This is a genomic window from Streptomyces roseochromogenus subsp. oscitans DS 12.976, assembly GCF_000497445.1.
GTDB classification, from domain to species: Bacteria; Actinomycetota; Actinomycetes; order Streptomycetales; family Streptomycetaceae; genus Streptomyces; species Streptomyces oscitans.
The window spans coordinates 3,401,090-3,425,943 of record NZ_CM002285.1 but is presented as its reverse complement, the minus strand read 5'-3'; the positions used below and the strand labels follow the sequence as shown (position 1 = coordinate 3,425,943).

General features: G+C 70.6%; 16 protein-coding genes and 4 pseudogenes. 9 read left to right on the top strand and 11 right to left on the bottom strand.

Annotation, left to right across the window (positions count from 1 at the left end):
- Together M878_RS64490 and M878_RS98890 are read right to left on the bottom strand one after the other, a co-directional pair.
- Window positions 1–1,440: pseudogene (locus M878_RS64490) on the bottom strand (hypothetical protein); the annotation flags it as partial.
- Between the two features lie 19 nt (window positions 1,441–1,459).
- A complete protein-coding gene (locus M878_RS98890) occupies window positions 1,460–2,032 on the bottom strand; it encodes a hypothetical protein (protein WP_209445526.1) in 573 nt (190 codons plus the stop codon).
- A 165-nt stretch (window positions 2,033–2,197) separates the two neighbouring features.
- Here M878_RS98890 and M878_RS64485 point away from each other — a divergent pair, with 165 nt between their 5' ends.
- On the top strand, window positions 2,198–2,854 hold the full coding sequence (locus tag M878_RS64485) for an ArsR/SmtB family transcription factor (RefSeq protein WP_078630287.1): 657 nt from the start codon (window positions 2,198–2,200) through the stop codon (window positions 2,852–2,854).
- A gap of 49 nt (window positions 2,855–2,903) precedes the next feature.
- Here the strand turns inward: M878_RS64485 and M878_RS64480 are convergent.
- The 3 genes and pseudogenes from M878_RS64480 to M878_RS64470 all read right to left on the bottom strand — a co-directional run.
- A pseudogene (locus M878_RS64480) lies at window positions 2,904–3,992 on the bottom strand (UDP-N-acetylmuramate dehydrogenase); the annotation flags it as partial.
- 87 nt (window positions 3,993–4,079) lie between these two features.
- Window positions 4,080–5,387 carry an NsdA family TPR-like regulatory protein gene (locus M878_RS64475; RefSeq protein ID WP_031224956.1) on the bottom strand — a complete coding sequence of 436 codons (1,308 nt, stop codon included), beginning with the start codon at window positions 5,385–5,387 and terminating at the stop codon, window positions 4,080–4,082.
- A gap of 133 nt (window positions 5,388–5,520) precedes the next feature.
- Complete coding sequence (locus M878_RS64470; RefSeq protein ID WP_023547113.1) at window positions 5,521–6,822, bottom strand: MFS transporter; 1,302 nt, start codon at window positions 6,820–6,822, stop codon at window positions 5,521–5,523.
- Between the two features lie 154 nt (window positions 6,823–6,976).
- On the opposite strand from M878_RS64470, the gene M878_RS47875 reads away from it, so the two are divergent.
- The 6 genes and pseudogenes from M878_RS47875 (at window position 6,977) to M878_RS64445 (ending at window position 16,386) form a co-directional block, all read left to right on the top strand.
- On the top strand, window positions 6,977–7,387 hold the full coding sequence (locus tag M878_RS47875) for a hypothetical protein (protein WP_023547112.1): 411 nt from the start codon (window positions 6,977–6,979) through the stop codon (window positions 7,385–7,387).
- 236 nt (window positions 7,388–7,623) lie between these two features.
- A pseudogene (locus tag M878_RS64465) lies at window positions 7,624–9,677 on the top strand (thioredoxin domain-containing protein).
- 217 nt (window positions 9,678–9,894) lie between these two features.
- Window positions 9,895–11,163, top strand: a complete 1,269-nt coding sequence (locus tag M878_RS64460) for a glycosyltransferase (RefSeq protein WP_023547110.1) — start codon at window positions 9,895–9,897, stop codon at window positions 11,161–11,163.
- On the top strand, window positions 11,160–12,806 hold the full coding sequence (locus tag M878_RS64455; RefSeq protein ID WP_023547109.1) for an ArnT family glycosyltransferase: 1,647 nt from the start codon (window positions 11,160–11,162) through the stop codon (window positions 12,804–12,806). Before M878_RS64460 ends, M878_RS64455 begins: the two co-directional genes overlap by 4 nt.
- A complete protein-coding gene (locus tag M878_RS64450; RefSeq protein WP_023547108.1) occupies window positions 12,803–13,972 on the top strand; it encodes a glycosyltransferase in 1,170 nt (389 codons plus the stop codon). Before M878_RS64455 ends, M878_RS64450 begins: the two co-directional genes overlap by 4 nt.
- Window positions 13,969–16,386: a galactose oxidase early set domain-containing protein gene (locus tag M878_RS64445; RefSeq protein ID WP_023547107.1), complete on the top strand. Its 2,418-nt coding sequence runs from the start codon at window positions 13,969–13,971 to the stop codon at window positions 16,384–16,386. The genes M878_RS64450 and M878_RS64445 overlap by 4 nt, the downstream gene beginning before the upstream one ends.
- Here M878_RS64445 and M878_RS64440 read toward each other — a convergent pair.
- The 4 genes from M878_RS64440 to trhA all read right to left on the bottom strand — a co-directional run bounded on the left by M878_RS64440 (window position 16,383) and on the right by trhA (window position 20,177).
- A complete protein-coding gene (locus M878_RS64440) occupies window positions 16,383–17,105 on the bottom strand; it encodes a Mut7-C RNAse domain-containing protein (protein ID WP_023547106.1) in 723 nt (240 codons plus the stop codon). The genes M878_RS64445 and M878_RS64440 overlap by 4 nt on opposite strands.
- A gap of 33 nt (window positions 17,106–17,138) precedes the next feature.
- Window positions 17,139–17,786, bottom strand: a complete 648-nt coding sequence (locus tag M878_RS64435) for a TetR/AcrR family transcriptional regulator (RefSeq protein ID WP_425347897.1) — start codon at window positions 17,784–17,786, stop codon at window positions 17,139–17,141.
- A 5-nt stretch (window positions 17,787–17,791) separates the two neighbouring features.
- Complete coding sequence (locus M878_RS64430; protein ID WP_023547104.1) at window positions 17,792–19,342, bottom strand: MFS transporter; 1,551 nt, start codon at window positions 19,340–19,342, stop codon at window positions 17,792–17,794.
- 112 nt (window positions 19,343–19,454) lie between these two features.
- On the bottom strand, window positions 19,455–20,177 hold the full coding sequence (trhA, locus tag M878_RS64425; protein WP_023547103.1) for a PAQR family membrane homeostasis protein TrhA: 723 nt from the start codon (window positions 20,175–20,177) through the stop codon (window positions 19,455–19,457).
- 302 nt (window positions 20,178–20,479) lie between these two features.
- On the opposite strand from trhA, the gene M878_RS64420 reads away from it, so the two are divergent.
- Window positions 20,480–22,300: a phosphoenolpyruvate carboxykinase (GTP) gene (locus tag M878_RS64420; protein WP_023547102.1), complete on the top strand. Its 1,821-nt coding sequence runs from the start codon at window positions 20,480–20,482 to the stop codon at window positions 22,298–22,300.
- Window positions 22,301–22,678: 378 nt separating this feature from the next.
- Here M878_RS64420 and M878_RS64415 read toward each other — a convergent pair whose 3' ends face one another.
- Both M878_RS64415 and M878_RS64410 read right to left on the bottom strand, forming a co-directional pair.
- Complete coding sequence (locus tag M878_RS64415) at window positions 22,679–23,098, bottom strand: SCO4983 family protein (protein ID WP_023547101.1); 420 nt, start codon at window positions 23,096–23,098, stop codon at window positions 22,679–22,681.
- An 89-nt stretch (window positions 23,099–23,187) separates the two neighbouring features.
- Entirely contained in the window at window positions 23,188–24,399 is a 1,212-nt protein-coding gene (locus M878_RS64410; protein WP_023547100.1) for a pyridoxal phosphate-dependent aminotransferase, read from the bottom strand.
- 211 nt (window positions 24,400–24,610) lie between these two features.
- Here M878_RS64410 and M878_RS98885 point away from each other — a divergent pair.
- Window positions 24,611–24,854, top strand: a pseudogene (locus M878_RS98885) (hypothetical protein); the annotation flags it as partial.

The window sequence follows — 24,854 nt, the reverse complement described above, 5'->3', positions numbered from 1 at the left end:
GGCGCTGCCCGCGAGCGCGAGCCTGCGCAGCAGCCGGCGCGCGGGCTCCGGCTGATCGGTGTAGCGCAGCCACAGGGCCCGCTCCACCGGTTCCACCGGGCCGTACGCCGCCAGGTCCGAGGCCAGCTGCCGGGGCGAGCGCGGGCCGAGCGCGGAGCCGGCGATCCGCAGCGCCAGCGGCAGCCCGCCGCACAGTTCGCGGATCCGGTCGGCGGACTCGGCGTCGTAGGGGCCGGACGCGTCCTCCGCGATCGCGCCGAGCAGTTCCTCGGCACCCGCCGCGTCCAGCGGCTCGACCGGCAGGTGGTGCACCCAGGCGGGCAGGTCCGCGGGCAGGTCGAGGGCGGTGCGGGCGGTGACCAGGATCAGGCTGTCGGAGCGCTCGGGCACCAGCGCCCGCACCTGCTCCGGGTCCGAGGCGTCGTCCAGCACGATCGTCACCGGCAGTCCGGTCAGATGCCGGTGGTACAGCTCGCCGAGCCGCTTGACCTGCTGGTCGGGGGAGGAGCGCTCCCGGAACAGCAGCTGCTCGCGGGGCGCGCCGAGCCGGTTGAGCAGATGCAGCAGCGCGTCCCGCGTCGGCAGCGGCGCCTCCTCGCGCCTGCCACCGCGCAGATCCACGACCACCGCGCCCCGGAAGTGGTCCCGCAGCTCGTGCGCCGCGCGCACCGCCAGCGTGGTCCGGCCGGAGCCGGCCTCGCCGTGCAGCACGACCACCGTCGGCCGGGTCTCCGTGGCCGCCCGGGCCGCCTGCGCCCACTGCCGGATCCGCCCCAGCTCCACCCGGCGCCCCGCGAACGGGCCGTCCGCGTCCGGGAGTTGGCCGAACGACTGCTCCAGCACTGTGCGCTGGCGGGCCGCCGCGCTCTTGTCCGTGCCGCGCAGCGCCGGGCCGCCGGACTTCTTCGGACCTGTGGAGGCGCTGAGCACCCGCTGCTGGTCGAGGAAGGGGCGGATGCCGCGCACCTCCAGCGCGGTCAGCCACTGCAGCCGCAGCTGCTCGGGCCCGCCGGGCTGGCCGGCCGCGCCCGCGTGGTGGTGGGCGGCGGGCAGATGGGAGCCGGCCACCTTCACCACGGAGGCGGCGGCACCGACCACACCCGCGGTGACGCCGGCGCCGACGGCCGTACCCGTACCGGTGCCGAGGGACAGGTCGGCCACGGCGGCGGCCGCTGCGGCGACGGCCGCCACCAGCAGGGCGGTTCCGGCGCCCGCGCGGGCGTACCGCTGCCCGAAGGTCAGCCGGCCCGCCTCGGCCTCGTCCAGCGCCCGGGTGTACGCCGCGTATTCCTCGCCGGCCGCCCCCGCCATCGCGTCCAGCGCTCCGCGCGCCCGCGACAGCAGCACCTGCCCGTCGATCCGCCCGCCCGAGCGCCGTACCTCCTCCTCGACGGCGCGCGCCAGCAGCCGCTCGGCCTCCGCCCGATGGCCGTCCCGCATGTCCCGTCCCCCTCCGGCGTCAACTTCCTTGTCTACGAGTGTCCTTCGGGGAAGACAGGATGGCGAGGGGCTGACGATCAGCGGGTGCGGTGAGGGTTTCGTGTCGGGTTCTTGACGGGTGGCCGTCGGCTTCTTGACGAGCGCCCGGGCACGCGGCGCCGAGGTTACGGCGCCGGCCGCGCCCCTTGCCCAGCGCGAGGTGGACGCACGCCCCCGCCAGTGCCGCCTCCGCCACCGCACACAGCAGCGCCTCGGCCAGCGGGGCGCCGGTGCCCGCCGTCGTTATGTCGAACCAGGCGTCCAGCACCGCGACCGACGCGGTCGCCGAGGCCGTCAGGCGGGCCCTGGCGTCGCCGAGCAGGCCGAGCAAGGCCGTTGCCGCACAGCCCGCCGCCATGAGGACGTCGAGGCCGATCCAGGCCAGCGGCCAGTTGTCCACCTTGGTGCTGCCCGGCAGCGTCATCGCCAGCACCACCATCCACGGCACCAGCAGAACCGCCGCCGCTGCCAGCGCGATCAGCGCCCACCCCCTGTGCGCCGCCGGCTTCTCCGTCTCCGGCTTCTTCGTCCGCGGCTTCTCTGTCCCCGTCATCCCCATCGTCATCGTCGCCCCCCTCCCGCAGCCCCTCACGCCAGCCTCCACCAGCTGCCTCGGACCGCTCTCGACCGCCTCCACCGTAGAACGCAGAGAAAACTCTGCAAAGAAAATTCGGCAATCTCGGGGACTTCTCAGGGTTCTCAGGGTTACGGTGGCCGCATGAGCGACGGCATGCCCGAGATGACCAGCCTGGAGCGCACCGCCCTCTACAAGTCCCTCGGCAACCCCCTGCGCCGCCGGATCCTCGACTACCTCGGCCGGCACGGCGAGGCGAACTCCACCGTCCTCGCCCGCGAACTCGGCGAGAGCTCCGGCACCACCAGCTATCACCTGCGCAAACTCGCCGAGCAGTGGCTCATCGAGGAGATCCCGGAGAAGTCCGGCGGGCGGGAGCGGTGGTGGCGCTCGCTGCCGTTCAGCCACACCACGCCCGACCCGGCCACAATGGGCCTCGACGAGTACGCGGCCGCCGAACAGCTCGCCCTGCTGAAGATCGAGGTCGACACGCGGCTCTTCCGCCGTGCCCACCAGGAGTACCGCGGACCTCAGGGCTGGGCCCAGGTGCAGCGCACCGGCGCCTGGATGACCAAGGAGGACCTGCACGCCTTCGTCCGCGCCTACGGGGAACTGCTCGACCGCTACGGCCACACCCGCGAGGACGCCCCTGAAGGGGCACGCCACGTGAACCTGCGCTTCTACGCCGCCCCCGAGCCCGCCCCCGAGCCCGAGTACGCGCCTGAGCCCGAGTACGCGCCTGAGCCCGAGTACGTGCCAGAGCCTGTGGCAGAGCGGAACGGCGAACCGGCCGGCCCATGAGCATGAGCCGGCAGAAAGGAGAAAACGGTGGCGAACGGAGGCCCAGGAGCTAAGGCTTCGCGAGCTGGCGTCCCGGACACCGGCTGGGGGAACCCGGCTCCCATTCCCCGACGAAGTCGACTTCAGGAGTGAGCCGCACCCCCGTCCGGAGCAGGGCCTGCTCCTGGACGATGTCGATGGCCCGGGTGAATTCGGCCGCCCTCGCCCCCTCGTCGGCGACCAGGGTGTAGTGCAGCGACGAGATGCGTACGCCCTCGACGATCGGGGCGCCGAGTTCGAAGCCGGCCTGGCGGATGAGCCAGCTCGCGCTGACCCGGGTCGAGCCGTCGGGGAACTCGTTGACGGGCGCGTTGCGGGCGCGCAGTCGTTCCGCCTGGGCGGGGGTGATCTCGGGACTGAGGAACACACTGCCGACCGACCGCCGGTCGGTGTCACAGCAGCCCAGCACCATGCCCTTGCCCTTGCGGACGACGAGCACGGCCTCGGCGGCCTCGGACAAAGGGACCCGGCTGCCCACCGGGACATCGAGTTCCGCGGCGACCATCCGATAGGTGACCGGGGCGCTCAACTCGGAACGGCGCAGGGCGAAGACCAGCTTCAGCAGGGTCCAGCGACGGGATCTCTTGAAGATGCTGGTGCGGTGGCCCAGCCCGCAGGACGCGGCCTCCATGGCGACCCTGCGTCCCAACTCCCAGTCCCAGGCGGTCACTTCGACCAGGGTGTCGGAGATCTCCTGACCGTAGGCGCCGACGTTCTGGATCGGCGTGGCGCCCGTCGTCCCGGGGATGCCCACGAGCATCTCCATACCGCTCAGGCCCTCGTCGATGGTGGTGGCGACGAGGTCGACGAGCGGGTGGCCGGCCTGGACCTCGACCAGCGTGCGGCCGTCGGCGGTCTCCCCCCGCCACCGTACGCCTCTGGTGTTCATCCGCAGCACGGCGGACGAGCAGCCCAGGTCGCTGACCAGGACGTTGCTGCCGGCCCCCAGGCATACCGGTTCATCGGCGTAGGTGCCGGCGAGCTCGACGAAGGAGGGGAAGTCCGCCGGATCGTCCAGATCGACGAAGGCCGCTGCCGGGCCTCCGATGCCCAGTGTCGTCATCGGGGCGAGCGGTACGCCGTGGGTGACTCGCATATCCGTGGTGTTCTCCTCGGTGCCTGGGTACGACGGTGCCTGGGTACGACGGGCAACTCGTGGCCGGGCCCCGGCCCCCTGTCGGCTCTGTCAGCTTGCCGTCTCCTGGGGATCGGCGCTCAGGACGTCGTTCGCCCGCTGTACGAAGTCGCGTGCCGCCCGGCTGTCGTAGCGCTGGAACCTGTGGCGGAGGGTCGTCAGGCGGGTCCGGGCGCGCCGGGAGGCGGCCCGCCCGGCGAGGGACAGGGCGTCGTGGGCGGCTTCCGCCGCGCCGTCCACAATGTGCCGGGACAGCCGGGCCTCGGCCAGCGAGGTGTGGTGCAGCAGCCGGTTCAGCGGCTGGCTGTCCCCGAGCAGTTCGATGCCGTGTGCCAGATGCTGCTCCGCCTGGTGGGGGCGGCCCAGTTCCAGCCATGCCCGACCGGCGTCGGCCACCATGACGGCCGGTGTCAGCCAGTAGGCCCAGGGGGCGTCGGCCGGCGGCTCACCATGCCGGCTGAGGTCGGCCGCCGCGTCCATGGCGAGCCGGCAGCCGGCCTCGTCGCCGAGGCTCGCACGGGCCCGTGCCTCACGGGTGGCCAGCAACGCCGCGCCGAGACCCATGTCCTCCACCGCTGAACCCTTGCGTGCGATGCGGATCAGACGCAGCGCCTCCTCGCCCCGGCCTTCCCACGTGGCGTGGTAGCTCATACAGGAAATGATGTACGCGGCCAGGGCACGGTCGCCCGCGGTGTGCGCGGCGCGCAACGCGGTCACGAAACAGCTCCGGCTGCGCCTGGTCATCCCCAGGTCCGCGGCCAGCCATCCGGCGAGCTGGCCCAGCTCGGCGATGCCGCGGTGCAGCCGTACGCCGGTCTCCGCGTCGTAACAGCACTCGTCAGCCAGTCTTCTGGCCCATTGGAAGTCCTGGAGTGCCCAGTCCATCACCAGCCGGGTGCCGCGGAAGGCGTCGTCCAGCTCGCGCAGCTGACGGATCCGGGTGGTCAGCAGGTCGACGGCGACGGCGGGGAGTTCGTCGCCGCGGAGCTGCGAGGGCGCGTCCGCCTCGTCGGCCACCAGCCAGTCCACCGCGGCGCCGATCAGGTCGTGCCCGGGCTCCGCGGCGCCGTTCGTGCCCGGGGCCCGGAGACCGGCGGCCTGCGCCTGCGGGTCCTGGGCCGCCGTGAAGTGCTGGGGCCACAGCGCTTCGACGGAGATGGGTTCACCGAGCCGGTCGGACAGGATCTGCGCGACCACGTGAGGGAGCCGGCGTCGGGGGCGGGCACCCTTGAGCCAGTTGTAGGGGGCCTTGCTGCTGATGGTTCCGGTGCCGCACCTCTTGTTGATCTCGCTGGCCAGTCGCTCCGGCGACCACGCTAATCGCACCAGGCAAGTAGCCAGCAGTGACGTCTCGTTCATTGCGGAACCTCGACCTCCCTTGCCAGCACTTCCCTGGCGCAATGCTACGGAATCCGTGACGGCGCACACAGTTGTTGCAGGCGAGGCGCAGGTGCTCACGGTGTGTGCGGTGGAGCGGCCCGGCGTGCAGATCTCAGGCCTTGATCTCGGACGACGCCGAGGGCCGGAGCCGGGGCGGTGAGCTGTCCGACGCCGTCGTACGCAGCACGTACCGGTACAGGAGTACGCCCACGGCCAGCACCGCGACCGCGAACAGGAAGGGCGCGTGGAACGTTCCGGTCGCCTGAGCCAGCCACCCGGTGAACATCACACCGAAGCCGGTGGCCGCCGTGTTGGCGAAGTTCATCAGGCCGCTGACCGCCCCCACGGTGCCGGGCGCCGCCAGCAGGCCCGGCAGGCTCCACGCCACGGGTGCCGCGATGGCCAGCCCGGAGAGTGAGACCGACATCCAGCACACGGCCTCGGCCGCCGAATCGGCGGTCCCCGCCGCCCCGATCGTGGCGCCGAGTGTCAGTCCCACGGTCAGTACGTTCCTGCGGATCCGCATCGGGTCATGGCCCCGGCGGACCAGCCGGTCCACCAGCCAGCCGCCGACCACGAGTTCGGCCACGGTCGCCACCGCCCAGGGGATCATCGAGTGGATGCCGGAGTTGAGCAGCCGGAGGCCGAACTGCCGCTGGAAGAACTCGGGCATCCAGGTGACCACCACGTTGATCGTGTAGCCGTAGCAGGCGAAGGCGAGGGCCACGACCCAGTTCCTTCCGGTGCACAGGACGGAGCGGAGCTGCCCGGCACGCCCCCGGTCGGTGTCCCGCGCCCCGCCGCCGAGGATGAACTCCCGCTCGCTGTCGCGCAGCAGGGGATGCTCGGACGGGTCCCGGTAGCCCCACCACCACAGCGCCGAGAACACCAGGCTGAGTGCCGCGCTGAACAGGAACCCGGCCCGCCAGCCCCACTCGCTCATCACGAAAGCCAGCACCGGGAACGCCACCATGTTGGCGAACTTGGTGGCGCCGTCGAACACCGCCGTCGCCGTACCGCGTTCGCCGAGCGGAAACCACGCGGCGGTCGCCTTGGACGCGGAGACCATGGACGGTCCCTCGGCCACGCCCAGCAGCAGACGTGCCGCGATGAGGGGACCGAGTCCGCCGGCCACCGCGGTCAGCAGGCTGGCGACAGCCCACAGGGCCGACCCGATACGGGTGAGCCAGGACACGCCGAAGATGTCCACCAGGGCGCCGGCCGGCAGCTGAACCAGACAGTACGACCACGTGAACGCGGCGAGCACGACGCCGAGTCGGCTCAGATCGAGGCCGAATTCAAGGGCCAGGGGCGAGCTCGCCACCGATAAGGCCGTCCGGTCCATGAAGTTGACGACTATTCCTCCGGCGAGCAGCCCGCCGATGGCCCAGCGGGTGCGTCCAGGGTGCTTCACAGGAGTGGGTCACCTTTCACGAAAGGGCGGGCCGCACGCGTGCGGTGCCGAACTGACCAGACTGACCAAGCTGACCCCCGTCATCACTTCATGCGGCAGCAGCGATGTGCTGCAGTGAGATCCACCGTATGTCGCCTGCAGGAAGGTACCGCCCGTGCCCGAGGTGTTGACCGGTGGTGCAGCGCGTCCTGAGGAGGGACACGGGGCACACCGTCTGCGGGCGGCGCTGCCGCGTGGAGAGGAGTACGTCGAGGCCTGGTTCGTCGAGGGCACCGGGGAGGATGCGTTCGTCCCGGCCGTCCGGCTGAACTCCCAGCACGGACTGCCGCTGTCGCAGGCCGACCGCACCGCGGCGGCCGAGCGCTTCCTCTCCACCCGTTCGCAGGGGTCGGACCGGCGGATCGCGGGGAGTACGGGGGTCTCGCCCGCGACCGTCGCCGCCCTGCGCGGACGTTCAAGCGTGAGCGAGGCGCAGTCGAACGCCAGGGCGGGATGCGACGGACGGGTCCGCCCGCTCAACGCGGCCGAGGGGCGCAGACGTGCCGTCCGGTTCCTCGCCGGCTGATCTGAGGTGGACTACTTCATGGAAATCGACGTGGTGTATGCCGACACGCGCAGGGAGGACCTGCTCGTCGCGGACGGCCGCAGCCCGTCACCGCGCAGGCCCCGCTCCTCGTCGGCTCTCCAGCCCTCCTCTGCGCCCGCGAACAGGCGGTACGACGTCGTCGCACCGGCCGCTGAGGCCGGACACACAGCCTCGCAAGGTGGGCCGGACGGTACCGGTCGTGCGACGATGCCGGTATGAATCGATTGGCTGACTCCCAATCGCCCTACCTGCTCCAGCACGCTTCCAACCCGGTGGATTGGTGGCCATGGGGAGAGGAGGCGATGACGGAAGCGAAGCGGCGGGACGTGCCCATTCTCTTGAGCGTGGGCTATGCGTCCTGCCACTTATGCTTCCGGTGATCCACTGGTGTCATGTCATGGCGCACGAGTCCTTCGAGGACCGGGCCACCGCCGACTATCTCAACGAGCACTTCGTCAGCGTCAAGGTCGACCGCGAGGAGCGGCCGGACGTGGACGCCGTGTACATGGAGGCCGTACAGGCCGCCACCGGCCAGGGCGGGTGGCCGATGACCGTCTTCCTCACCCCGGACGCCGAGCCGTTCTACTTCGGGACCTATTTCCCGCCCGCGCCCCGGCACGGCATGCCCTCCTTCCGGCAGGTGCTGGAGGGCGTGCGGCAGGCCTGGGACACCCGGCGTGACGAGGTCACCGAGGTCGCCGGGAAGATCGTCCGCGACCTCGCCCAGCGGGAGATCAGCCACCAGGCCGCGCAGCCGCCCGGCGAGCAGGAACTCGCGCAAGCCCTGCTCGGACTGACCCGCGAGTACGACCCGCAGCGCGGCGGATTCGGCGGTGCGCCGAAGTTCCCGCCGTCCATGGTGCTGGAGTTCCTGCTGCGGCACCACGCGCGGACCGGCGCCGAGGGCGCGCTGCAGATGGCCCAGGACACCTGCGAGCGCATGGCCCGGGGCGGGATCTACGACCAGCTGGGCGGCGGCTTCGCCCGGTACTCCGTCGACCGTGACTGGGTCGTGCCGCACTTCGAGAAGATGCTGTACGACAACGCGCTGCTGTGCCGGGTCTACGCCCACCTCTGGCGCGCCACCGGATCGGACCTCGCCCGGCGCGTCGCCCTGGAGACCGCCGACTTCCTCGTCGGCGAACTCCGCACGGACGAAGGCGGATTCGCCTCCGCGCTCGATGCCGACAGCGACGACGGGAGCGGGCGGCACGTCGAGGGTGCGTACTACGTGTGGACGCCCGAGCGGCTGCGTGCCGTCCTCGGCGACGCGGACGGCGACCTCGCCGCCCAGTACTACGGAGTGACCGACGAGGGCACCTTCGAGCACGGCCAGTCGGTCCTCCAACTGCCCCAGCAGGAAACCGTTTTCGACGCCCAGAAGATCGCCTCCGTCCAGGAACGGCTGCTGCGCGAACGGCGGCGGCGCCCCGCACCCGGCCGGGACGACAAGGTCGTCGCCGCCTGGAACGGCCTCGCCGTCGCCGCGCTCGCCGAGACCGGCGCCTACTTCGACCGGCCCGATCTGATCGAGGCCGCCCTCGTCGCCGCCGACCTCCTCGTCCGTGTGCACCTCGACGAACACGCCCAGCTCGCCCGCACCAGCAAGGACGGCCGGGTCGGCCCCAACGCCGGTGTCCTGGAGGACTACGCGGACGTCGCCGAGGGCTTCCTGGCGCTGGCCTCCGTGACGGGGGAGGGCGTGTGGCTGGACTTCGCCGGACTGCTCCTCGACCATGTGCTCGCCCGCTTCACCGACCCCGGGACCGGCGCCCTCTACGACACCGCTGCCGACGCCGAACAGCTCATCCGCCGACCGCAGGACCCCACCGACAACGCCACCCCCTCCGGCTGGACCGCCGCGGCCGCCGCCCTGCTGAGCTATGCCGCGCACACCGGTTCCGAGCCTCATCGGACCGCCGCCGAACGGGCGTTGGGAGTGGTGAAGGCCCTGGGGCCGCGCGTGCCCCGGTTCATCGGCTGGGGGCTGGCCGTCGCCGAGGCCCTTCTCGACGGGCCGAAGGAGATCGCCGTCGTCGGACCCGACCCCGCAGACGAAAAGACAACGGCCCTGCACCGTACGGCACTTCTGGGCACCGCCCCGGGCGCGGTCGTGGCCATGGGTACTGCGGAGAGTGATGAATTCCCGCTCGTCGCCGGCCGCCCGCTCGTGGGCGGTCAACCTGCGGTTTACGTGTGCCGTAACTTCACCTGTGACGCGCCGACGACCGATCCGGAACGGCTGCGGACCCAGCTCAACAGCCGCTGAGCTGCGTAGACGCACGGCGCGGGGTAAGGGCGAACTGTCCGAAAGTGAGCGGGTGTTCGGATAGATACCGCTTCCCCTACCACCGTTCCGAAACAAGCTATTTATCGGAAGAGCTCCCGCGCTTCACAGATCCCCCCTACGCTCTCCACAGCGACGCGACGATCGTGACTCACCGTCGCGTGCGCTGGGGGATATCAGGGGATCTGGGGGGATCTTTTTGCTGACGTCTGTCTTCATCGCTGCCGTTTCACTGGCCCTGTTCTGGATGGCGGCCTTCACTCTGTGGTGGCAGATGCACGCGTGGCGTACGCCCGAGGTGCTGGCCTCCACCCGGTTCGGCAGGCCGGACGGGGGCGAGCACCTGTCCTTCTCGCTGCTCCTGCCGGCCCGGCACGAGCAAGCCGTGCTCGACCACACCATCCAGCGGCTGCTGGAGTCCACGCACACCGACTTCGAGATCATCGTGATCGTCGGGCACGACGACCCCGAGACCACGGAGGTGGCCGAGCAGGCCGCCGCCCGTGACCAGCGCGTCCGGGTCGTCGTCGACACCCACGAGAAGAAGAACAAGCCCAAGGCCATGAACACGGCGCTGCCGCACTGCCGCGGCGACGTCGTCGGGGTCTTCGACGCCGAGGACCAGGTCCATCCGGAGCTGCTCGCCCACGTCGACCACGCCTTCCGGACGACGCGGGCGGATGTCGTCCAGGGCGGCGTCCAGCTCATCAACTTCCACTCCAGCTGGTACAGCCTGCGCAACTGCCTGGAGTACTTCTTCTGGTTCCGCTCCCGGCTGCACCTGCACGCGCAGAAGGGGTTCATCCCGCTCGGCGGCAACACCGTCTTCGTACGGACCGACGTCCTCAGGGAAGCGGACGGCTGGGACCCCAACTGCCTCGCGGAGGACTGCGACCTGGGCGTCCGGCTCTCGTCCGTCGGCAAAAAGGTCGTCGTCGCCTACGACTCCGACATGGTCACCCGCGAGGAGACCCCGGGCTCGCTGATGTCGCTGCTCAAGCAGCGCACCCGCTGGAACCAGGGCTTCCTGCAGGTGTACCGGAAGAAGGACTGGCGGCAACTCCCGGGATTCGGGCAGCGGTTGCTCGCCCGGTACACCCTGATGACCCCGTTCATGCAGGCTTTCTCCGGCGTCATCATCCCGCTCAACGCGGCCGTCGCGCTCTTCCTCGACGTCCCCGTCGGCATCGCCTTCCTCACCTTCCTGCCGCTGGTCACCGCCGTCGTCACCTTCGTCTTCGAGGTGGTCGGACTGCACGACTTCGGCGTTCAGTACGGCCTCAGGGTCCGCTTCGTCCACTACGTGAAGCTCATCGTGGGCGGGCCCTTCTATCAGGTCCTCCTCGCGGGTGCCGCGATCCGCGCCGTGTGGCGCGAGCAACGCGGCCAGAACGACTGGGAGTTGACCTCGCACGTCGGCGCGCACCTCACCGCGGCCGAGTCCCTCCGAGAGGACGTTCCCGCGTGACCTCCACTCTTCCCGCGGTGACCGCAGCCACGGTCCCCGCGCAGCGCCAGGCTGCGCCCACGACCCGTTCGACCGGTCGAACGCAGCCTCCGGTACGACTCCGCTCCTCCCGCCCCGACCTGCTGCTCTGCGGCGCTCTGCTCACCGCGATCCTCGTCGTCCAGGGCTGGAACATCGCCGACTACCCGACCCTCAGCGACGACGAGGGCACCTACCTCGCCCAGGCCTGGGCCGTCCAGCAGGGCCGGGGCCTCGCCCACTACACCTACTGGTACGACCACCCGCCGCTCGGCTGGATCCAGATAGCCCTGGCCAGCTGGATCCCCTCGGCGATCAGCCCCGGCTCGATGACCGTCGGCACCATGCGGATCGTGATGCTGCTGGTCAGCGGGGTCAGCGCGGTCCTCGTCCACGTCCTCGGACGTCGGCTCTCGCTGCCCCGCTGGGCCGCCGGACTCGGCATGGCCCTGTTCGGGCTCTCCCCGCTCGCGGTCGTGCTCAGCCGGGAGATCTTCCTCGACAACATCGCCGTGATGTGGCTGCTGCTGGCGTTCTGCCTCGCCGCCTCGCCCAGCCGCCACCTCTGGCACCACTTCGGCGCGGGCCTCGCCGCCGCCGCGGGCGTGCTCACCAAGGAGACGATGCTCGTCGTCCTGCCCGCCCTGTTCGTCACCATGTGGCGGCACAGCCACCGTGACACCCGCAAGTTCGCCCTCACCGGAGCCGTCACCGCCTGCGTCCTGATCGGCTTCTCCTACCCGCTGTTCGCCCTGCTGAAGGGCGAGCTGTTCCCGGGCGCCGGGCATGTCTCGCTGTGGGACGGCATCAAGTACCAGATGTCCAGGCCGGGTTCGGGATTCATCCTCGATGAGGGCTCCGGCTCGTACGGCGTCCTGCACTCCTGGCTGTACTACGACCGAGTCCTGCCCCTCGGCGGCCTCGCCGGAGCCTTGCTCCTGCTGCTCACCTGGCGCTGGTCGGTCACCGCCCGCGCCCTCGCCGGTCCGGCGCTGACGGTGGCCGTCCTGGCCGCCGTCGCCCTGCGCCCGGGCGGCTATCTGCCCGCCATGTACGTCATCGGCGCGTTGCCCTTCCTCGGCCTGGTCCTGGCCGGCGGCGCCGCCTCCGTCGCACACGCGGTCATCCGCAGAGGGCGCGCCGAGAGCGAGAAGCGGTACCTCACCGGGGGCCGGTACGCGCTCGCCGCGTTGCTCGCGCTCGCCGCCGGCGGCTATGTCGTACCGCACTGGTACGACGGCGACCGCACCGCTGTCACGGCCGACGCCAACAAGCCGTACCGGCAGGCCTCCCACTGGCTCAGCACCCGGGTGGCGGACCCGAAGGACACCCGGGTCCTCGTCGACGACGCCCTCTGGCTGGACCTCGTGCACGCCGGATACCGGCCCGGGCTCGGCGCCATCTGGTTCTACAAGGCCGACCTCGACCCGGCGGTCACCAAGACCCTGCCGCACGGCTACCGGGACATCGACTACGTCGTCGCCTCGCCGACCGTCCGCCGTGACGCCAAGGACTTGCCGGGCGTCAGGGCCGCCATCCAGCACTCCATGCCGGTCGCCACCTTCGGCAGCGGCCCGGACCGCATCGAGATCCGCCGGATCCAGGCAGCGGGTGGCGCCCGATGAGCGAGTACACCGCCCCGATACCGGGCCTGGACGCCGCGGAAATAGCCGAGCCCGGCGCCGTCACCGTCGTCGTGCCGACTTTCAACGAGTCCGCGAACATCCGGCGGCTGCTGCGGCTGATCACCGAGTCGGTGCCCGCGCGGCTGCCCTGTGAGGTCGTCTTCGTGGACGACTCCACCGACGACACCCCCGAGGTGATCCGCGCGGCCGCCCGGGACTGCCCGTTCCCGGTGGCCGTACTGCACCGCGCGGAACCCGTCGGCGGGCTCGGCGGGGCGGTCGTAGCGGGGCTGAAGGCGGCGACCTCGCAGTGGATCGTCATCATGGACGGCGACTGCCAGCATCCGCCCTCCCTGATACCGGAGTTGGTGGCCACTGGCGAGCAGGCGAACGCCGCCCTGGTCGTCGCCTCCCGGTACATCGAGGGCGGCAGCCGGGCCGGGCTCGCCGGCGGCTACCGGGTGGCCGTCTCGCGCGGCGCGACCTGGCTCACCAAGGCCCTCTTCCCGCGCCGGCTGCACGGCATCAGCGACCCGATGAGCGGCTTCTTCGCCATCCGGCGCAGCGCCGTCAGCGCCGACGAGCTGAAGCCCCTCGGCTACAAGATCCTGCTGGAGCTGGCCGTCCGCAGCCGCCCGGGCCGGGTCGCCGAGGTGCCGTTCGTCTTCCAGGACCGGTTCGCGGGGGAGTCCAAGTCGACCGCGCAGGAGGGCTTCCGCTTCCTGCGCCATCTGGCCGGGCTGCGCACCACCTCGCCCGCCGCCCGCATGGCCGGCTTCGGGCTGATCGGCGCGAGCGGCTTCGTGCCGAACCTCGCCGGACTCTGGGCGCTGACCGTGCTCGGCATGGGCTACCTGCCCGCCGAGATCCTCGCCAACCAGCTCGGTGTCGCCTGGAACTTCCTGCTCATCGAGCAGCTGCTGTTCCGCGACCGGCGCGCGCACCGCCGCTGGTGGGACCGGCTCGGCCGGTTCGCGCTGCTGGCCAACGCCGACCTGGTGCTGCGTATCCCGCTGATCGCGCTGCTCGTCGGCCGGTTCGGCATGGGCGCCCTGCCGGCCACTGCGCTCGCGCTGGTCATGACGTTCGTTCTGCGCTTCGTCGGGACCGAGGCGCTGGTCTACCTCCCCCGCCGCCGGGGGAGCCGAGCAAGGAGAGCCGCTTGAGCAAGTACCGCAGACGGACCGCGCTGGCCGGGGTGGGCGCCCTGACCGCCGGGCTGCTCCTCGCCGCGCCGCAGAGCGCCGAGGCCGCCAACCTGATCAAGAACCCGGGATTCGAGACCGCCGGTACGGACGGCATGCCGTACTGCTGGGAGAAGTCCGGCTGGGGCGACAACGATTTCACCTTCGAGACGACGCCGGACGCGCACTCGGGCGCCAGCGCCATGAAGGTCACGCTGACCCGCCGGGTCTCCGGCGACCGCAAGGCGATGCTCACCGAGTCCACCGACTGCGCACCGGCCGTGACCGTCGGCAAGCAGTACGACCTCGGGGTCTGGTACAAGACCACCACCCCGGACGCCAACGTCACGCTGTTCCGGCACGACACGACCGCCGGCTGGCAGTACTGGACCGACGTCAAAACCCTCGACATGGCGTCGGCCTGGACGCAGGCCACCGTCCGCACTCCCGAGATCCCGCCCGGCACCGACCGCATCACCTGGGGTGTCTCGGTCTACGGCACCGGCTCGGCGACCACCGACGACTACACCATGGACCAGGTCCCGGACGTGACCCCGCCCGCTCAGTGCACCGGCACCAACGACCAGTGCGCGAACGGCAGTTGGTCCGTCCTGCCGACGCAGAACCCGGTCCGCTCCATGCACTCCGTCGTGCTCAGCAACGGCAAGGTGCTGCTGATCGCCGGCTCCGGCAACAGCCAGGACGCCTTCAACGCGGGTACGTTCACGAGTGCGGTGTACGACCCCTCGGCCGGCACCTACAAGGTCATCCCCACGCCGAAGGACATGTTCTGCGCGGGGCACGTCCAGCTCCAGGACGGCCGGGTGCTCGTACTGAGCGGCAACAAGTCCTATCCGGACCCGAACGGCACACATGGCTACGAGGGGTTCAAGGACTCGTACATCTTCGACCCGAAGACCGAGACGTACACGAAGACCAACGATCTCAACGACGGCCACTGGTACCCGTCGGCGACCGAGCTGGGCAACGGTGACGTCATCACCTTCGGCGGGCTGCGCGAGGATTCCACCGGGTCCGTGACCGCCGAGCGCTGGTCCGACAAGGACCAGCAGTGGCTGCCGACGTGGAAGGTCAACCAGACCTGGTCGTTCTGGGGGCTGTACCCGGCGATGATCCTGATGCAGGACGGCCGCCTCTTCTACTCGGGCAGCCATGTATTCGGCAACAACATCCCCGGCACCGGCTCGGCGATCTACGACTACGGCGCCAACACGGTCACCCAGATCCCGGGCTTGCAGAACAAGGACCAGCGGGACCAGTCGTCGTCCGTGCTGCTGCCTCCGGCGCAGGATCAGCGGGTGCTGACGGTCGGCGGCGGCAACATCGACTCCAACCCCGACGCGGGCCGCCTCACCGATGTGATCGACCTCAAGCAGGCGAACCCGTCGTACGTCGCCGGGCCGCCGATCCCGCAGGGCACGGTCGACCTGGGCAACGGCAAGGTCCCGGAGACCGGCAGCCAGGGCAAGATGTACGTCTCCACCGTGCTGCTGCCCGACGGCAAGGTGCTGGAGACGGGCGGCGCCCTGCACAACCGCGCCAACCCGGTGTACGAGTCCTCGCTCTACGACCCTGCCACCAACGCCTTCCAGCAGGTGGCCGCCGACCCCGAGTCCCGCGGCTACCACTCCTCGGCGTTCCTGCTGCCCGACGGCCGGGTGATGGCCACCGGCGACAACCCGGGCAACGGCAGCTGGAACCACAACGTGTCGATCTACACCCCGCCGTACCTCTACAAGGGCACCCGCCCGACGATCACCTCGGTGATCAGCCAGGAGTGGAAGTACGGCGACACCCAGCGGATCACCGTCGACCGGCCGATCGCCAAGGCGGAGCTGATCCGCCCGGCCGCGGTGACCCATTCGTCCGATCCGAATCAGCGGTTCGTGGATCTGCCGCTCTCGGTGGACGGCAACAACGTCGACCTGAACGTGACGAACAACCCCAACCTGGCGCCGCCCGGCTGGTACATGCTCTTCGCGGTCGACGCCAACGGGGTGCCCTCGGTGGCCCAGTGGGTGCATCTGACGGGCCCGGCGGCCCTGACCGCCAACGCCGCCTCCCCGCACATCCACGCCTTCGCCGACGGCCTCACCGGCAAGGTGTCGGGGCCCGGCAGGAAGCGCACGTCCCAGCAGGTCAGCCCGACCCTGTCCGGCTGCGACCGGCACTACGGCTCGGTCAACGTGTGCGTGCCGACCGTGTTTCCGCCGCAGGTGAAGAAGACGACCGCGGCTCGCTGCACCTGGCTGCAGCGGAACGACTACGGCCGTCTGAAGGTCAACGGCGCGGACGATCCCCTGGGGTTGGACCCGGACCGGAACGGAATCGCCTGTGACAAGGGCGATGTGAAGGGCGGTGGGAGCAGGCGCTAGCCGTGTTCTGCCAGGGCGCGCTCCACGATGGCCTCCAGCTGGTCGTGGTGCGCGCCCTTCCAGTAGGCGCGGCCGCATTCCGTGCACTGGGCGAAGATGTCGTACGAGCGTCTCGTGCCGTGCTTGAGCTGGCCGGACAGTTCTTCCTTGGTGGCCTGTCTCAGCAGGCCGTTGCAGGCCGTGCAGCGGGTCCAGGGGTGGAGGTCGGGGGCGAAGCGGTCGAGGACGTCGTGGAGTTGGTCGTCGGGGCGAGTGCTGTAGACGAAGGCGCCGGCCCAGAGCTCGCGGCGGCGCAGGAGGCCTCGGTCGCGGCTGAGCATCACGCGCCTTTCGGCCGCTGAGCGGGCGGCGAGTGCCGGGTCGCCGATGTCCGTCGACTCGTAGGCCGTGTCGACGCCGAGCAGGCGCAGGCGGCGGGCGAGGGTGCCGAGGTGGACGTCGAGGAGGAAGCGGAGTGGGGCGCCGGGGACCCGTTGGGGGCGCTCCACCTCCCGGACGCTCACCGTCTCGCCCGCCTTCGGGATGTGCGAGACCGGCACCGCGCTGCCGTCCACGACCAGTGAGCCGACCTCGGTCAGCGGGACGCCGAGGGACTCGATGACATGGCCGAGCGTCGAGACGCCGTCCGTGCCGAGCGGCGTGGCGCCGGCCCGCCGGGCGGCCGGCACGAACAGGTGGAGCGCGGGGGCGACTTCGACGTGGATCTCGGGTCCGTTCACCCCGTCAGCATCGCACGGGAGGCGGCCCGGACCTCAGGGTTTTTCGCCGGGGAGGCCGTGCCGCATGACGTCCAGGGCGCGGTCGATCAGGGCCCCGAAGTCGTCCCGGTGGTCGTTCTCCGCCCAGTACATGGAGGTTTCCATCAGGCCGCCGATCAGGGACATGGCGTAGACCCGGACCTCCAGGCTGTCCGGGGCGCGGCCGGTGCGCTCGCCTATGGCCTCGCAGAGCATGCGGCCGGTGGCCGACATGCTCTCCATCATCCGCGAGCGCACCGCCGGGACCTGGACCATGAGGTGGGTGCGGAGCCGGGACACCTCCTCGTCCTCGGAGGTGCCGAGCTCGACGGCCCGGTGCAGGACGTGACGGAGGGTGTCCGGCCAGGGCTCCTCGACGGGCCGCTGCCTGATCTCCTCCAGCATCACCGCGTCGTACTCGTCCGTGAGGACGATGTCCTCCTTGGTCGGGAAGTACCGGAAGACGGTCGACGGCGACACCTCGGCCCGCTCGGCGATCTGGTCGATCGTCGTGGCGTCGTAGCCCTGCTCCTTGACCAGGGCGTACGTCGCCGCACGGATCGCCTCCCGGGTCTTGATCTTCTTCCGTTCCCGCAGGCCGAGGCGGGGGCGGTCGGCGGGGGAGTGGCTCGGAGCGGTGGTGGGGGTACGTGCGGCCGTCATGGCGGTCATTGTCCGGCATCCGCGACGGGGGTGGCCACGGCCGGGGCCTCCTTCCGGCCGGTGTGCTGCACGACGGGGGTGTTCGGCAGGAACAGCGCCGCGAGCAGGGCTGCCACCAGGGAGGCGATCCCGCACACGATGAGGACCACGGTCATGCCGTGGACGTACGAGAGGTTCGCGGAGGCCGCCAGCCGGGCCGAGCCGGTGTGCGCGGCCACCGCGTGCGCGGCGACCACGGACTCCTTGGCCGCGTGCGCCATGGGCCCGGGCAGCCCGGCCACGTCGAGCCGGTCCCGGAAGGCGCCGGCGAGGAGGCTGCCGAGCAGGGCGACGCCGATGGCGCCGCCGACCTGGCGGAAGGTGCTGAGCAGCCCGGAGCCGCTGCCGGCCCGGTCGGCGGGCAGGGCGCCGAGCGCGCCGTCCATGGCGGGGACGATGGAGAAGCCGAAGCCGAGGCCGGTGAGCGACAGCCACAGGGCGGTGAAGCCGTAACCGGAGTCCGTGGTGGTGCGGCTGCCCAGCAGCGCGGCGAAGGCGAGCACGACCAGACCCGCGCTGACCACCGCGCGCGCCCCGAACCGGGCGAGGACCGGCTGGGCGCCCTTCGCGGCGACCATCAGCCCGGCCATCATCGGCAGCAGCCGCAGACCGGTGCCGAAGGAGTCGTGCCCGAGGACCGCCTGGAGATACGTCGGCACGGCGAACATCAGGCCCGACAGCACGAACATCACCAGGGTCGCGGCGACGGTGTTGAGCAGGAAGCCGCGCTGCGCGAGCAGGCTCATGTCCAGCATGGGGCTGGGCATCCGACGTTCGCGCAGCACCAGGGAGGCGAGCAGCACGGCGGCCGCCCCGAACATCGCCAGTTCCAGGTCGTCGCCCCAGCCGCGGTCGGGGGCCTGGATGATCGCGTAGATGAGGGCGCCCAGGCCGGTCGTGGTGAGCGCGGTGGAGACGAGGCCGACCTTTGGGCTCGCCGGGTCGCGGGTCTCGGGCAGCAGGAAGACGCAGGCGGCGATACCGAGCGCGGCCATCGGGATGTTGATCAGGAAGACCGAGCCCCACCAGAAGTGGTTCAGCAGAAAGCCGCCGACCAGCGGACCGAGCGGCATGCCGAGCGCCGAGGCGGCGGAGATCATGCCGATGGCCTTGCCGCGCTCGTCCGGGCCGAACAGCGCGGGCAGCACGGACAGGGACAACGGCATGATCAGCGCGGCGCCGACGCCCATCACCGCGCGGGCGGCGATCACGGCGTTCACATCGCCCGCCAGCGAGCCCAGCACCGAGCCGCCCAGGAAGACGGCGAGTCCGCAGATGAGCATCCGGCGCCGGCCGAACCGGTCGCCGAGCAGGCCCGCCGGGAGCATCAGGGAGGCGAAGACGACGATGTACGCGTCCGCCATCCACTGCTGCTGCCCGGTCGTGGCGTCGAGCTGTCCGGCCATGGTCGGCAGGGCCACGTTGAGGATCGTCGAGTCGAAGGCGAGCACCAGCATGCTCGCGACCAGGGCCCCGAGGGCCCACCAGCGCCGAGGGTTCACGGTGACAGCAACCATGAAATGAGAGTAGCTCTCAAAAGATTGCTACCGTCAATAGGTATGTGCCGTCAGGGCATGAAAAACGGCCACGGCTGGAGCGCCGTGGCCGGAAAGGGGCTGCTCGAAAGGGTTACGCGTGCTGGTACGCCACCAGCGAGATGCCGACGTAGTGCACGGTGAACGCGGCCAGCGTGAAGGAGTGGAAGACCTCGTGGAAGCCGAACCAGCGCGGTGACGGGTTCGGGCGCTTGATGCCGTAGACCACGCCGCCGGCGCTGTAGAGCAGGCCGCCGACGATCACGAGGACCAGGACGGCGATTCCGCCCGTGCGCATGAAGTCCGGCAGGAAGAAGACGGCTGCCCAGCCCATGGCGAGGTAGCAGGGCGTGTAGAGCCAGCGTGGGGCGCCGACCCAGAAGACGCGGAAGACGATGCCCGCGGCGGCGGCGGCCCAGATGCCCCACAGCAGCCACTGCCCCTTCGCGCCGGGCAGGAGCAGCATGGTCAGCGGTGTGTAGGTGCCCGCGATGATCAGGAAGATGTTGGCGTGATCGAGGCGGCGCAGGACGCCGTCCATCCGGGGGCTCCAGTTGCCCCGGTGGTACAGCGCGCTGACGCCGAACAGCAGGCAGGCCGTCAGGACATAGATCCCGCAGGCGACACGGCCTCTGGTGGAGTCGGCGAGGGCGGTGAGCACGAGGCCCGCGATGAGTACGGCCGGGAACATGCCGAGGTGCAGCCAGCCGCGGAGCCTGGGCTTGACCTGCTTGACCTGTTGTGGCAAGGAGAGCGCGGCGGGACCGGGGCCGTCGGCCGGCGTGTCCGTGGGCGCGTCGGGGACGGACGCAGTCATGAGCCGCATCGTACCTACGGAACCGTAAGTCGTCCGTCAGTACCCGATGGTGACCGTGCCTGGCCGGGGCGAACGCAAAAGAACTTTCCGCCGAATCCAACATGGACGCAAAGAATCATGGAAATCGTGGCATTGGTCACTCCGCTCACCTGTGACGCCCCCTGGACAGATGGGCATTCGCGTCGGATGATCAAATGAGTGCGGTCGACACCGGATGAGCGCGCGCAAGATCGGCGCAGCGAAGCATCCGGGTCGCGGCCCCCACGGGGCGACAATCCAAAAACCCTCACTTAGGAGCAACCGTGGCGCGCGACAACGCGGCTCCCAGCGTCCCCACCAACCACCAGGAACTGATCTCGTGGGTCAACGAGATCGCCGAACTGACGCAGCCGGACAGCGTGGTCTGGTGTGACGGCTCCGAGGCCGAGTACGAGCGGCTGGCCGAGGAACTCGTCGCCAGGGGAACGTTCAAGAAGCTCGACCCGATCAAGCGCCCGCACTCCTACTACGCAGCCTCCGACCCGACCGACGTCGCCCGTGTCGAGGACCGGACCTTCATCTGCTCCGAGAAGGAGGAGGACGCGGGTCCCACCAACCACTGGATGGCTCCCGCCGAGATGCGCGAGGTCTTCTCCGGTGAGAAGGGGATCTTCCGCGGCTCGATGCGCGGCCGCACCATGTACGTCGTCCCCTTCTGCATGGGCCCGCTCGGCTCCAGGCTCTCCGCGATCGGCGTGGAGATCACCGACTCCGCCTACGTCGCCGTCTCCATGCGCACCATGACCCGCATGGGACAGGCGGTCCTCGACGAGCTGGGCGACGACGGCTTCTTCGTCAAGGCTGTCCACTCCCTCGGCGCCCCGCTGGAGCAGGGCCGGGACGACGTTCCGTGGCCGTGCAACTCCACCAAGTACATCTCGCACTTCCCCGAGTCGCGCGAGATCTGGTCCTACGGCTCCGGCTACGGCGGCAACGCCCTGCTCGGCAAGAAGTGCTACGCGCTGCGTATCGCCTCCGTCATGGCGCGTGACGAGGGCTGGCTGGCCGAGCACATGCTGATCCTCAAGCTGACCCCGCCGCAGGGCCAGGCCAAGTACGTGGCGGCGGCCTTCCCGAGCGCCTGCGGCAAGACCAACCTCGCCATGCTGGAGCCCACGATCTCCGGCTGGACCGTCGAGACCATCGGCGACGACATCGCCTGGATGCGGTTCGGTGAGGACGGCCGCCTCTACGCGATCAACCCCGAGGCCGGTTTCTTCGGCGTCGCGCCCGGCACCGGTGAGCACACCAACGCCAACGCGATGAAGACCCTGTGGGGCAACGCGGTCTTCACCAATGTCGCGCTCACCGACGACGGCGACGTGTGGTGGGAGGGCATGACGGAGGAGACCCCGGCCCACCTGACCGACTGGAAGGGCCGCGACTGGACGCCGGAGTCCTCGGAGCCCGCCGCGCACCCCAACTCCCGCTTCACGGTCTCCGCCGCGCAGTGCCCGATCATCGCGCCGGAGTGGGAGGACCCCAAGGGCGTGCCGATCTCGGCGATCCTCTTCGGCGGCCGCCGCGCCACCGCCGTACCGCTGGTGACGGAGTCCTTCGACTGGAACCACGGTGTCTTCCTCGGTGCCAACGTGGCCTCCGAGAAGACCGCCGCCGCCGAGGGCAAGGTGGGCGAGCTGCGCCGCGACCCGTTCGCGATGCTGCCGTTCTGCGGCTACAACATGGGCGACTACATGGGCCACTGGGTCGACGTCGCCAAGGGCAGGGACCAGGCGAAGCTTCCGAAGATCTACTACGTCAACTGGTTCCGCAAGAACGACGAGGGCAAGTTCGTCTGGCCGGGCTTCGGCGAGAACTCCCGCGTCCTGAAGTGGATCGTGGAGCGCCTGGACGGCAAGGCCGAGGGCGTGGAGACGCCGATCGGTGTGCTGCCGACGCGCGAGGCGCTCGACACGAACGGGCTCGAACTGGCCGACTCCGACCTTGACTTCCTGCTCTCGGTCGACAAGGAGGTCTGGCGCGAGGAGGCGGCGCTCGTCCCCGAGCACCTCAACACCTTCGGCGACCACACCCCGAAGGAGCTGTGGGACCAGTACCACGCGCTCGTGGAGCGCCTGGGCTAGTCCCGGCACACAGACTCCACGGCCGGTCGCCGTGCCCTGACCAGCGATCGTCCCGGCCGGCCGTGGTGACAAACCGGCGAGGCCCGCACAACGGTGTGGGGGTCCTGGGCCTGTCGTCACGTTCCCGCTCGCCCTGCGGGAGCACGACGGCAGGCCCTCGCCTGTCTCCACCGGCCTCGGTCCTCCAGCCTGGCACGCCAACGCCCCAAGGGGCGCGGGGAACCGCGCGAGAACCCACGACGAGCCGGCAGCCGCAGGACAACACAAGCCCCTGCGGCGAAACGCACCCCGGCTCAAGCCGACGCAGTGTCATGGCGCCCGGTCCGCGCGTCGCTGCGGGTGCACGCGGACCGGGGCCGATCGGGGACCCGGGTGGGGTCAGTGGGCGGCGCTGAGTTCCTGAGGGTCGGCCAGCGCGGCGGTGTGCGCGTCCATCCGCTCGGCCGCGAGGATCGCCGCCGAGGTGTCCGCGCGGGACGCCGCGACGACGAGCGCCCGGCCGGCGAGGGTGTGCGCCCGCTGGTGCAGTGCCGAAGGGTCACCGGCCGCGGTCGGCACCGCACGCGCCGGTGTGTGGCCGCCCCGGAGCCGGCTCACCTCGCCGGCCAGGCGTTCCGCGGCGGTTTCCAGGTCGGCCGACGGACTCAGCCCCCGCAGCTCGTCGGTCACGGCCAGCAGCGCGGCGAGGTGGCCGGCGAGCTGGATGTCCAGCTCCTCCTCGCGCGACCGGTGGGGGAAGTCGGAGGCGGTGCCGGCCATCGTGCTGTGGACCGACTTGGTGCGGATCGGTTCGTACATGGGGGATGGCCTCCTGTGCTCTGACAGGAAGCCATCCTAGCTTGGATTTCGTCTAAAGTTGAGTCCGATCACGGAAGGGAGTCCGTCGGCTACGGCTGGCTGTATCCGTCCAGGAACGTGCCGATCCGGGTGATCGCGTCCCGGAGATCGCCGATCGTCGGCAGGGTCACGACCCGGAAGTGATCCGGCTCAGGCCAGTTGAAGCCCGTGCCCTGGACGACCATGATCTTCTCCTGGCGCAGCAGGTCCAGGACCATCTGCCGGTCGTCCTTGATCTTGAAGACCTGGGGGTCGAGGCGCGGGAAGAGATACAGCGCCCCCTTGGGCCGTACGCAGCTCACGCCCGGGATCTGCGTCAGCAGCTCGTACGCGGTGTCCAGCTGCTCCTTCAGCCGGCCGCCCGGCAGCACCAGGTCGTTGATCGACTGGCGTCCGCTGAGCGCGGCGACCACACCGTGTTGCCCCGGCATGTTGGCGCACAGGCGCATGTTCGCCAGGATCGTCAGGCCCTCGATGTAGGAGTCGGCGTGGGCGCGCGGCCCGGAGATCGACATCCAGCCCACCCGGTAGCCCGCCACCCGGTACGCCTTCGACATGCCGTTGAAGGTGAGGGTGAGCAGATCCGGGGCGATCTTCGCGGTCGGGGTGTGCGTGGCACCGTCGTAGAGGATCTTGTCGTAGATCTCGTCGGAGCAGATCAGCAGGTTGTGCCGGCGGGCGATATCGGTCAGGCCCTTCAGCATCGCCTCGTCGTACACCGCGCCCGTGGGGTTGTTCGGGTTGATGATGACGAGGGCCTTGGTGCGGTCGGTGACCTTGCGCTCGATGTCGGCGAGGTCGGGCATCCAGTCGGCCTGCTCGTCACAGCGGTAGTGCACGGCCGTACCGCCGGCGAGGGAGACGGCGGCGGTCCACAGCGGGTAGTCCGGGGCCGGTACGAGGACCTCGTCACCGTCGTCCAGCAGGCCCTGCATCGCCATCACGATCAGCTCGGAGACGCCGTTGCCGATGAAGACGTGCTCGACGTCCGTCTCGATGCCGAGGGTCTGGTTGTGCATGACGACCGCGCGGCGGGCGGCCAGCAGGCCCTTGGCGTCGCCGTAGCCGTGCGCCGTCGACACGTTCCGGAGGATGTCCTCCAGGATCTCCGGGGGGCACTCGAAGCCGAAGGCGGCCGGGTTGCCGGTGTTGAGCTTGAGGATGCGGTGACCGGCCGCCTCCAGCCGCATCGCCTCCTCGAGCACCGGGCCCCGGATCTCGTAACAGACGTTGGCGAGCTTGGTCGACTGGATCACCTGCATGCTCGTGAGCTTACGACCCGGTGTCGCTTCCCGGGTCGTGTTTTCCGCCACGCGAGACGAAGAGGTCTGTCCGGATATCGCCTCCGGCTGTCTCGGGAGCCACTTGCGTCCCTAAAATGCGGTGCCGCTCCGCCCGATCGGGCTGGTACGGCGGGGTCGTCCGGGGGGACGAGTGGCGGTTTGTGCGCGCGGTGAGGCGGAGTGGGGCGGGATGCACGGAGAGACAGGGGCGGGCGGCGGACGCGGACCGGGCGGAGCGCCCCAGGATCCGCCGAACGCGTACGAGGCCGAGCCGGCGCGGACCCTGCCGCACGCCGGTCACGCGCCATCGCCCTCGGCTCCGCCGAACGTGTACCTCCCCCAGGCGGCCTCCGCTCCCGCTTACGACGGGTACGCTGACCCCGCCGCTGCCCACGGCTGGCAGAACGCACACGACGAGACCCGTGAGTTGCCCC